The organism is bacterium, from assembly GCA_019912885.1.
Lineage (GTDB): Bacteria > Lernaellota > Lernaellaia > JACKCT01 > JACKCT01 > JAIOHV01.
This window is the reverse complement of sequence record JAIOHV010000223.1, coordinates 1-9,589: the sequence shown is the minus strand read 5'-3', so window position 1 is coordinate 9,589 and position 9,589 is coordinate 1. Positions and strand designations below refer to the sequence as shown.

General features: G+C 65.1%; 7 protein-coding genes. 2 read left to right on the top strand and 5 right to left on the bottom strand.

What is annotated here, in order from left to right; genetic code table 11:
* On the bottom strand, positions 1-346 hold a 346-nt coding region (locus tag K8I61_19675), incomplete at its 3' end, for a hypothetical protein (protein ID MBZ0274265.1).
* 510 nt (positions 347-856) lie between these two features.
* Here K8I61_19675 and K8I61_19670 point away from each other — a divergent pair.
* Together K8I61_19670 and K8I61_19665 are read left to right on the top strand one after the other, a co-directional pair.
* The gene (locus tag K8I61_19670) at positions 857-2,071 is read left to right on the top strand and encodes a Wzt carbohydrate-binding domain-containing protein (GenBank protein ID MBZ0274264.1); all 1,215 of its coding nucleotides are present in this window, start codon (positions 857-859) and stop codon (positions 2,069-2,071) included.
* The gene (locus tag K8I61_19665) at positions 2,044-3,096 is read left to right on the top strand and encodes a radical SAM protein (GenBank protein ID MBZ0274263.1); all 1,053 of its coding nucleotides are present in this window, start codon (positions 2,044-2,046) and stop codon (positions 3,094-3,096) included. The genes K8I61_19670 and K8I61_19665 overlap by 28 nt, the downstream gene beginning before the upstream one ends.
* Before the next feature lie 460 nt (positions 3,097-3,556).
* On the opposite strand, the gene K8I61_19660 is transcribed toward K8I61_19665, so the two are convergent.
* The 4 genes from K8I61_19660 to K8I61_19645 all read right to left on the bottom strand — a co-directional run.
* Positions 3,557-4,450 carry a proprotein convertase P-domain-containing protein gene (locus K8I61_19660; GenBank protein ID MBZ0274262.1) on the bottom strand — a complete coding sequence of 298 codons (894 nt, stop codon included), beginning with the start codon at positions 4,448-4,450 and terminating at the stop codon, positions 3,557-3,559.
* A 147-nt stretch (positions 4,451-4,597) separates the two neighbouring features.
* Complete coding sequence (locus K8I61_19655) at positions 4,598-5,977, bottom strand: metallophosphoesterase family protein (GenBank protein ID MBZ0274261.1); 1,380 nt, start codon at positions 5,975-5,977, stop codon at positions 4,598-4,600.
* 103 nt (positions 5,978-6,080) lie between these two features.
* Positions 6,081-9,158, bottom strand: a complete 3,078-nt coding sequence (locus K8I61_19650; protein MBZ0274260.1) for a CusA/CzcA family heavy metal efflux RND transporter — start codon at positions 9,156-9,158, stop codon at positions 6,081-6,083.
* Between the two features lie 2 nt (positions 9,159-9,160).
* The coding region (locus K8I61_19645) for an efflux RND transporter periplasmic adaptor subunit (GenBank protein MBZ0274259.1) at positions 9,161-9,589 on the bottom strand (429 nt) is incomplete at its 5' end.

Below are 9,589 nucleotides of genomic sequence, written 5' to 3'. Positions count from 1 at the left end.
CGGCGAGCACATGCTCGCCGATGGTGGACTGATTCAGGCCAAGCGCGTCCCCAATGTCGCGGTAGCTTTTGCCGTCCACGAAGTGCATCGCGAGGATGCGGATCTGCTTGCCCGTCAGGCCGGGGATGCGGCGCAGATCCTCGATCTCCACGGCGTCGCGCACGAGATCGCGCATCGCGTCGGCGCCGCGCCGCCGGGAAACGCGCGCGATGCCATCAGGCGCCATCAACACCTCCTCCCCGCGCAGGTGACGCATGTCCTGGGACGCACGGCGTTCCATGAGCGCGCAAAGCGAGCGGCAGGTGGGACGGGACGGGCACGAAAGGCAGGTCGTCGGTGCGTTCATTTTTTTCTCCTTGCGGTTGGTTTTCCGGGCACCTGGCGAATAATTTTCTCGAGCCCATTTTTCGTGCGCGACGGAATTTGGAGCAAGCCGCAAATGGCGACCGCTTGCGGCAATGCGCGTCAGATGAAGTCGGGGAGGCCGAAAGGCCGAAAGGCTGGAAGGCTGGGAGGCTGAAAGGTCATCGCAGGAATTGAAATAGTCTGAAAGTCTGGGAGTCTGAAAGTCTGGAAGATCGTCACGGGCGCTGACTGCTGACCACCGACCGCTGACCACTGACCGCTAGCCACTGCCCGCTCACCACCGAATCGGCTCGGCAAACGCTTTCTTCAAACGTCCACGATGTCCATACGGTCCATCGTGTCCATTGTGTCCATCGCCGATCCGCGATCGCGCTTGCGTGCGGCTTTGTCGATTTCACGCAGCCTGGATGCTAATATTCCAAGGATGTTGCGGATTCAGAGCGAAGACGAGAGGGAGCCTTCGGCCGGACCCGATCCCAAGCGGGCGATCGTGATCCGGAATCTGACGAAGGACTATCACATCTATTCACGGCGCGGGCAGAAGTTTAAGGAAGTGCTCGCCTTCGGGACGAAGGATTTCCACGACCGCAAGCGCGCGCTCTACGACGTGACGCTCGACATTGCGCGCGGCGAGTGCCTGGGCGTCATCGGCGACAACGGATCGGGCAAGAGCACACTGCTCAAGATCCTCGCGGGCACGACGTACGCCACCGCCGGCGAGGTTTCGGTGCAGGGCGTCGTGAGCTACATCCTCGATCCATCCACCGGGTTCAACCGCGACCTTTCCGGCCACGAAAACATCCGCACCAAGTGCGGGCTGCTCGGCGTGCCGCCGGCTCATATCAAGGAGCTGTACCCGAAGATCATCGAGTTCTCGGGCCTCGGCGACCGCATCTGGCATCCGTACAAGACCTACTCCGCGGGCATGCAGGTGCGCCTCGGGTTTTCGATCGCCGTGCACGTGCCGTTCGATGTGTTGATCGTCGACGAGGTGCTCTCGGTCGGCGACTTCCTGTTTCAACGCAAGTGCGTCAAGGCGATCCGCGAGTTTCGCAAGCTGAACAAGACGATCATCGTGACAAGCCACAGCCTCTCCGAGGTATCGAGCTACTGCGACCGCCTCCTCCTTCTGCGCGACGGCAACATGATGGCGCTCGGCGGAACGGAATCCGTCATCAAGGAGTACATGGAGGCCTGCGAGCGCGCATGGAACGTCATCGAGTCGCCGATGCTCGACGACAAGGTGCTCAATCCCTCGACCGACCGCGTCGAGGGCGCAAACATCACGGGCATAACGGTGCTGGGGACCGACGGGAAGGACCACGAGGAATACGAAACGGGCGAGCCGATCGAAGTCCGCTTGCAGGTGAACACGCACGGCACGCTTGTCGATCCGTGCTACCGCGTGCAATTCGTGCGTAACGACGGACTTGTGGTGTCCGGGATGAACAACCACCGGCTGAACATCCGGTTCCCGTCGGTCGCCGGGCCGCACGAGGTCGTCTTCCGTTTTCCGAAACTCAATCTGCTGGCCGGCGACTACTACCTGAACGTCGGCGTGTGGCCCGACGAATACCAGAGCTGGGTCTCGCGCACGCCGTATGACATCCACGAATTCAAACGCGTCGTCCGCGTGCGGCAGGATCGCCGCCACGGGGGCGGCCTCGTGCACAATCCATGCGAAATCCGCTTGACGAAACCGTAAGCCCGATCCTCGCGGCCAAGCGCGCCAACCGCCTGCTCGCGGACCAGGAGCGCAACGACCGCAAGGTGGAGCTTCGAAGCTGGCCGCTTCAGGTGCAGGTCGAGCCGACCAATCGCTGCAACCTCGCGTGCGATTCCTGCGCGCGCAACTATTACGACGGCCGGCTAAACCCCGCGGGCGATTTCGAGCCGCTGCGTTTTTATCCGCACATCGACGAGCTGTTCGGCCGCGCCGAACGCGTGCTGCTCGGCGGCTACGGCGAGCCTCTTTTGGGCACGCACGCCGAGGCGATCGTGCGCCTGGCGAAAAGCCATGAGGCCGCCGTCGAGATCATCAACAACGGCACGACGATGACGCAAGGCTGGATCGAGCTTTGCCGCGAGCTGTCGGTCGATCGCGTGCTGTTTTCCATCGACGGCGCCACCGACGAGCGCATGCGCGAGCTGCGCGGCGTGGGGCTCGACAAGCTGCTGCACCGCGCGCGTCTTTTGCGCGACCGGGCGCCGGGCACGTCGCTCGCCTTCAACGTCACCGTCTCGCGACGCAATCTCGACGACATCCCGCGCCTCGTGGAGATCGCGGCGGATGTCGGCATCGCGGACGTGTTCGTGATGCACCAGAAGCTCTACCACCGCCGGCACGCGCGCGACTCCGCGTTGCGCGAGCCCGAACGCCTGGCCGCGCGCTTCGACGAGGCGGCGTGGCTTGGCCAATCCAAGCAGGTCGCCGTTCACCTGCCCCCGACCGGCGGCGTGCACGAGTGCTTCCAGCCGCTCGAATTGATGATGATCCGCCACGACGGAGAGGCGTTCGCGTGCTGCTCCGCGGCGTTTCAAGGCGGAAAGCACCCCCGCGTCTACCTCGGCCGCCTGGGCGAAAAAGACCCGCCGACGCTCTGGAACGCGAAAGAGGCCATGAACGCCCGCCGCCGCATCCACGGCCTGCCCTACGGCCCGGGCCCCTGCGACAATTGCGGATTCCGCGTCTTCACCCCGCAGGCGATGGAGCGCTACCGGAACTGGTAGAAGTGTCAGGGCCGCAAACGAAGTCACGCCGAAGCTTTAGCGAAGGCGGACGGAGTGCGCGGTCGATACCGCCCCGGCATCGCCGCGCCGTCGCATTGTCAGGGCCGCAAACGAAGTCACGCCGAAGCTTTAGCGAAGGCGGACGGAGTGCGCGGTCGATACCGCCCCGGCATCGCCGCGCCGTCGCATTGTCAAGGCCGCAAACGAAGTCGCGCCGAAGCTTTAGCGAAGGCGGACGGAGTGCGCGGTCGATACCGCCCCGGCATCGCCGCGCCGTCGCATTGTCAAGGCCGCAAACGAAGTCACGCCGAAGCTTTAGCGAAGGCGGACGGAGTGCGCGGTCGATACCGCCCCGGCCAAAATCGCGTTCACTCCGACGCGGAACCGACCGCGCACTTCGCTTCGCTTCCTTCACTTCGCTCAGGACTTGCGGCCCTGACATCGCCACGTTGCGCCCGACTCACACCCCGCACCCATCCGTCGCGTCGACGCCCGCGTCGTCCTCGCTCTCGTTCGGCGGGGTGTCGCCTTCGCCGTCCGGACCGGGATCCCAGTAATCGCCGCCGCCATCGTCGTCGGGCTTGGCATCGTCGCCGGCGTCGTCGTCTGAAATATCGTCGTCAAAAACGTCGTCAGAGTCATCGTCGAAATCGTCGTCGTCATGCGGCGGAAGCGATGTCGTGGTGGGTTTCGTGGTCGATGTCGTCGTACCGGGCTGCGTTGTGGTCGTGCCCGGCTCGGTCGTGGTCGTCGTACCCGGCGCGGTGGTCGTTGTTGTCGGCGGCGTTGTCGTGGTGGTGCTGACGGCGTACGTGATGTAGAGCGCGAAAGAATGGAAAGTGCCCGTGTCCTGCGCCAGGCGATCGCACACGCCAAGTTCCCACCAGCCCTGCGCGCTCGTCCCGTTGATGACGGAAAGGTCGTCGCCGCCGATCGTGGAATACGGATGAAATTCGCGATTGGCGTACGACTTCACCGTGTCGTTGAAACCGTCGTTCGGCACGCCCGACGACTGTTGGTTGAACGTCCCGTACAAGTTGTTCGCCCCGTCCGGCGGAACCACGTCGTCGTAAAACAGATTGATCGCCGCGGACGCCGGCGGCTGAAGGCGGATCACGAGGTCATCGCGATAGGTGTGCGAGATCAGGATGCCGACGTTGACGTCGGTGACGATGACGTTATCCGGCACGTAGATGCTGCCGGTCGTTGCGCTGGGACAATCGGCATCCGGGATCGAAACTTCGGGCTTCGTCTCGTAGAAGAGGTTTTGCGCAAGCGCGTTCAAGGGCGCGAGCATCACCGCCGCGACGGCCATCGCCGCCGCGCCCGCGCCGATCCGGACCGTGCGCCTCATCCGAATCCCCCCATAAACGCAACGCCCGCTTGATGGCGGGCGCCGCGCGAAGAAAATGTCGTTTCGGCGATCCGAAATCCGCGATCCGAAATCCGAAAACCGTCCTTGGGATTCACTCGAAACTCGACACTCGCAATTCGACACTCATCAATGCGTCAACGTGACCTGATCGAACGTGACGCCGTCCACGTCGATCGCGTCGAGCGTCATCACCTTGTCCGCCACGTTCACGGAAACAAAGTGATGCCGCGACTCGTACACGACGATGTGCGCGATGTCCTGCTGAAATGAATCGAGCCCGGATCCGGCGCCGCCGGAGATGATGTGCAGGACGTCGTTCAGCGTGCCGCGCTCGTAGTCGTGCGTGTGGCCCTGGAAGAACACGTCCACCCCGTACTGCTCAAACAGCGGCACGAGGCTGGTGCGCATCAGCGGCTCGCCGTTGTAGCCCGCGTTGTCCCAGCCTTCCGAATACGGCGGATGATGCGCGAACGCGACGATCCACTCCGCGGCCTGCGCCTCGGCCGATTGAAGCACGCCTTCGACCCAGTTGTATTGGCCGGTGCCCGGCAGATACAGCTTGTTCGTGTTCAGCGCGATGAACAGCGTGTTGCCGTAGGTGAACGAATAGAAGCCCGTGCCGTTGCCGGGATACGGCAGCACGTCGTAGAAATACGGCGACTCGCCCTCGTGATTGCCGATCGAAACGAACACCGGCGCGCTCGCCAAAAGCTCCTCCGACGGGCCGAAGAACTGGGAGTCGTATTCGTCGCGGTTCCAGCCGTTGTTGACGATGTCGCCGACGTTCAAAAGGATATCGGGCGCCGTCGTGAAGGTCTCGTCCGCGACCGCCTTGGCCATCGCCGGGTTCGAGCGGTTGTCGCCGAGCACCGCGAACGAAAACGGCGAGTCGTCGTCCGGCGCGGTGACAAACGAATACGTGTCGCTCACGGCATCGTCGCACGCCTTGACGCGGTAATAAAAACGCGTTCCCGGCGAAAGGCCGTCGAGCGTGACGTGGTGCGAGGAAACGAGCGTATCCTCGACGAAGACGTCGCCGAGCGATTCGGTCGTGCCGTATTCGATCGTCGAATCGCCGCGCCGGTTCGTCTTCCATAGCATCTCCACGCTCGTCGGCGTCACGCCGATCATGTACGGCGCGCGCGTGATGCTCGTCGCGTCGCACGTCAGCGTGGAAACGTCGTCGTCGCCGGTGTCGTCGTCGCCGGTGTCGTCGTCGCCGGTATCGTCGTCGCCGGTATCGTCGTCCGAGGCATCGTCATCGTCTCCGGTATCGTCGTCGTCCGCGTCGTCGTCACCGGACGTATCGTCATCGTCATCCATGTCGTCGTCATCATCGCCGCCGGTGAAATCGTCGTCGGATTCCGTGTCGTCGTCGGCGTCGTCGTCTTCGCGATCGTCGTCATCGTCGTCGTCGTCGCCGCACCCGGGCGCGACGGCGACCATCGACGCAAACGTGAACACGAGCGCGAAGGCAAAAACGAATCGCAAGTTAGCTAACTTCATAAAATTTTCCCCGTTTCCCGAAGATTCCGCAAAATCGAACGCATAATTATACGGAACCCCCGCGCGGCATTCAATTGGTGCCCGCGCGCCCGGGGAACCCCGGTCAGGCCGAATCGCCGCCCGTCGCTTCGCCGCCGCCGGTCAGGGCGTACAGGACCGGCAGCACGAGCAGCGTCGCCACGGTGGACGTGACGATGCCGCCGATCACCACGGTCGCCAGCGGCTGCTGAACCTCCGCGCCCACGCCCGTGTTCAGCGCCATGGGCACAAATCCCAGCGCGGCGACAAGGGCGGTCATCAGCACCGGACGCACCCGCGTCAAGGCGGCTTCGCGGACGGCGCCCGCAAGCGGCATCCCGCCGGATATCAACTGACGGATGTGCGAAACCAGCACCATGTCGCCGAACACCGAGATGCCCGAAAGCGCGACGAATCCCACGCCCGCGGAGATCGTGAACGGCATATCCCGGATAATCAGCGCGGCCACGCCGCCGACCGCCGCGAACGGCACGCTCGTGAAGATGCGCAGCACGTCCCGCGCGCGCCCGTAGCTGAAATACAGCAGCGTCGCCACGAGGATCAGCGCGACCGGAATCACGATCATGAGCCGCCGCCGCGCGCTCTGCAGGTGCTCGAACTGGCCTTCCAACCGGTAAAAATAACCCGCCGGCAAATCGAGTTGCCGGGTAAGCGCGGCGCGCAGCTCGTTCACGAACGAGCCTAGATCCCGGCCGCGCACGTTGGCCTGGACGACGATGCGCCGATTGCTGCGCTCGCGCTGGATTGTCGAAGGCACTTCGCGGACCGCGATCCGCGCCACGTTCGCAAGCGGAATCCTCGCGCCCTGCGCGGTGATGACGGGGATGCGCCCGATCGCCGCCGCGTCGGTGCGGACATTCTCCGAGAGCCGCAGCGCGATATCGAAGCGCATCTGCCCCTCGCGCACCTCGCCGACGCGGCGCGTGCCGAGCGATTCCACGATGTCCATGATCGTCTCGGCCGCGACGCCGTGGCGCGCGGCGGCCTCGCGGTCGATCGCGATGTCGAGGATCGGCGCGCCGGTGATTTGCTCGACGGAGACGTCCGCGGCGCCGGGAATGCCCCGCATCACGTCCCGGATGATTCCCGCGTGCTCGCGCAGAAGGTCGAAGTCGTCGCCGAACAGCTTGATGCCCACGTCCGCGCGAATCCCGGCGAGCATCTCGTTGACGCGCATCTCGATCGGCTGCGTGAAGATGGCGCGCATCCCCGGCATATCGTCGATCGCGGCGCTCATCGCGGCGACAAGCTCGTCCTGCGTCCTGGCGCGCGTCCACGAATCGCGCGGCGTAAGCGTGAGGAACACGTCGGACACCTCCAGGCCCATCGGATCGGTCGCCACCTCCGCGGTGCCCGTGCGCGTCCAGATGTGCTCGATCTCGTCGGGGAACGATTCGAGCAGGCGCCGCTCGATCTGCGTTCCGTACCGGACAGACTCGTCGAGCGACACCCCCGCGAGGCGCACGGTGTTCACCACGATCGCCATTTCGCGCAGGCGCGGAACGAACTCGGCCCCCAGCCGCGTGGAGAATCCCGCCGCCGCGAAAACCAGAATGCCCGCGACGGCCACCACCATGCGCGGCCGGGCCAGCGCCCCGTCAAGCAGCGGCGCGTAGGCGCGTTTGAGCCCGCGGACCACGATGTTGTCGCCGGTCTCCGCGCGCCGTTTCAGCACGAAAGCCGCCAGCGCCGGCATGACCGTCATCGAGAGGATCATCGAGCCCGCGAGCGCGAAGATGACCGTGAGCGCCATCGGGCGAAACAGCTTTCCCTCCACGCCCTCGAGCGCGAGGATCGGGAAAAATACGGAAGCGATGATGAGCTCGCCGAACAGCGTCGGCTTGCGCACCTCGACCGCGGCGTCGCGGATGATTCCCTCGGCCGGGCGGCCGCTTCGATCCTCCGCCAGGCGGCGCGACGCGTTTTCGATCATCACGACGGAGCTGTCGACGATGAGTCCGAAGTCGATCGCGCCAAGGCTCATGAGGCTGCCGGCGATGCCCGCGCGCAGCATCATGTCGAACGCGAACAGCATCGACAGGGGGATCGCCGACGCCACGATCAGCCCCGCGCGGAAATTGCCGAGAAAGACGAACAGCACCGCGATAACGAGCAGCGCGCCCTCGAGAAGATTCGTGCGCACCGTCGCGAGCACGTGATCCACAAGGTCGGTGCGGCGGTAGACCGGCTCCAACGTGACGTCCCGCGGAAGCGACCGGCGCGCCTCGTCAAGCGCGCGGGAAAGCGCCCGCGTCACGTCGCGGCTGTTCTCGCCCATCAGCATGAACCCGAGGCCGAGCACCGTCTCGCCTTCGCCGCCGTGCGTCACCGCCCCGCGCCGGATCTCGTATCCCTCCTCCACGCGCGCGACGTCGCGAATGAGAACGGGCACGCCGCCATGCGCGGCCACGACGATCCGTTCGAGGTCCGCGATGCCGGTGACGAACGCGTCGCCCTGCACGATCAGGCTCTCGCCCGCGATCTCGAGCGCGCCGCCGCCCGCGGCCGTGTTGTTGGCGGTTAGCGCACGCTCCAAATCATTGAGCGTCAGGCCGTATTTGACGAGCGTCGCGGGATCGACGACGACGTGAAACTGCCGCTCGTACCCGCCCCACGTGTTGATCTCGGCCACGCCCGGCACGGCCAGAAGCTGCGGGCGTACGACCCAGTCGTGCAGCGTGCGCAACTCCATCGGCGAACGAATCTCGCTTCGGATCAGATACTGAAAAACCTCGCCGAGCCCGGTGGCGATCGGGCCGAGCGTCGGCGCATCGACGCCCGGCGGCAACTCCACACCGCGCAGCCGTTCGGTCACGAGCTGGCGCGCGAGATAGATGTCCGTGCCGTCCGCGAACTGCGCCGTGATCTGCGAAAACCCGAACTTCGACACCGACCGTACGCTCGCAAGACCCGGCAGACTGCCGATCGCCTGCTCGAGCGCGAACGTGATGCGCCGCTCGATCTCAAGCGGTGAATACGCCGGCGCGACGGCGTTGACCGTCACCTGGATCGGCGTCGTGTCCGGGAAGGCGTCAAACGGCAGGCGGGCAAGCGACCGCGCGCCGAGCAGCACGAAAAATCCCAGCACGACCAGCACCACGGCGCGGTGCCGGATGGATAACTCGATGACGCGCGTGAGCACGTTCAGCTCTTGCCCGTCTCGATCTCGCAGCAGCCCGCGCCGATATTCTCCTTGCTGATTTCCGTTTTCAGCAGAAACGCGCCGACCGTCACCACCTCGTCGTCGTCGCCCACCGGCCCGTCGATCTCCACGAGCGATTCGTGCGAGCGCCCCACGCGCACCGAGCGAGGCTCGTACGTGCCGGGCGACGTGCGGACGAACACGACGTTCTCCGCCCCCACGCGCTGCACCGCGCCGCGCGGCACGGCGACCGCCGCCGACCGCGCACCCGCTTCAAGATGCGCCGTCACGAACTGCCCGGCGCGAAACGCGCCGTTTTTGTTATCCAACTCGATGCGCGCCTCGACCATGCGCGTGCGTTCGTTGACGTGCGACGCGATCCACGAAAGCGCGCCCTCGGCCCGTCCCGTCTCGCGCTCGCCCAGTATTTG

Excerpts from the sequence above, each read along its gene's own strand:
- K8I61_19665 (MBZ0274263.1), top strand. The coding sequence starts at position 2,044 with ATGCGAAATCCGCTTGACGAAACCGTAAGCCCGATCCTCGCGGCCAAG.
- K8I61_19660 (MBZ0274262.1), bottom strand. The coding sequence starts at position 4,450 with ATGAGGCGCACGGTCCGGATCGGCGCGGGCGCGGCGGCGATGGCCGTC.
- K8I61_19655 (MBZ0274261.1), bottom strand. The coding sequence starts at position 5,977 with ATGAAGTTAGCTAACTTGCGATTCGTTTTTGCCTTCGCGCTCGTGTTC.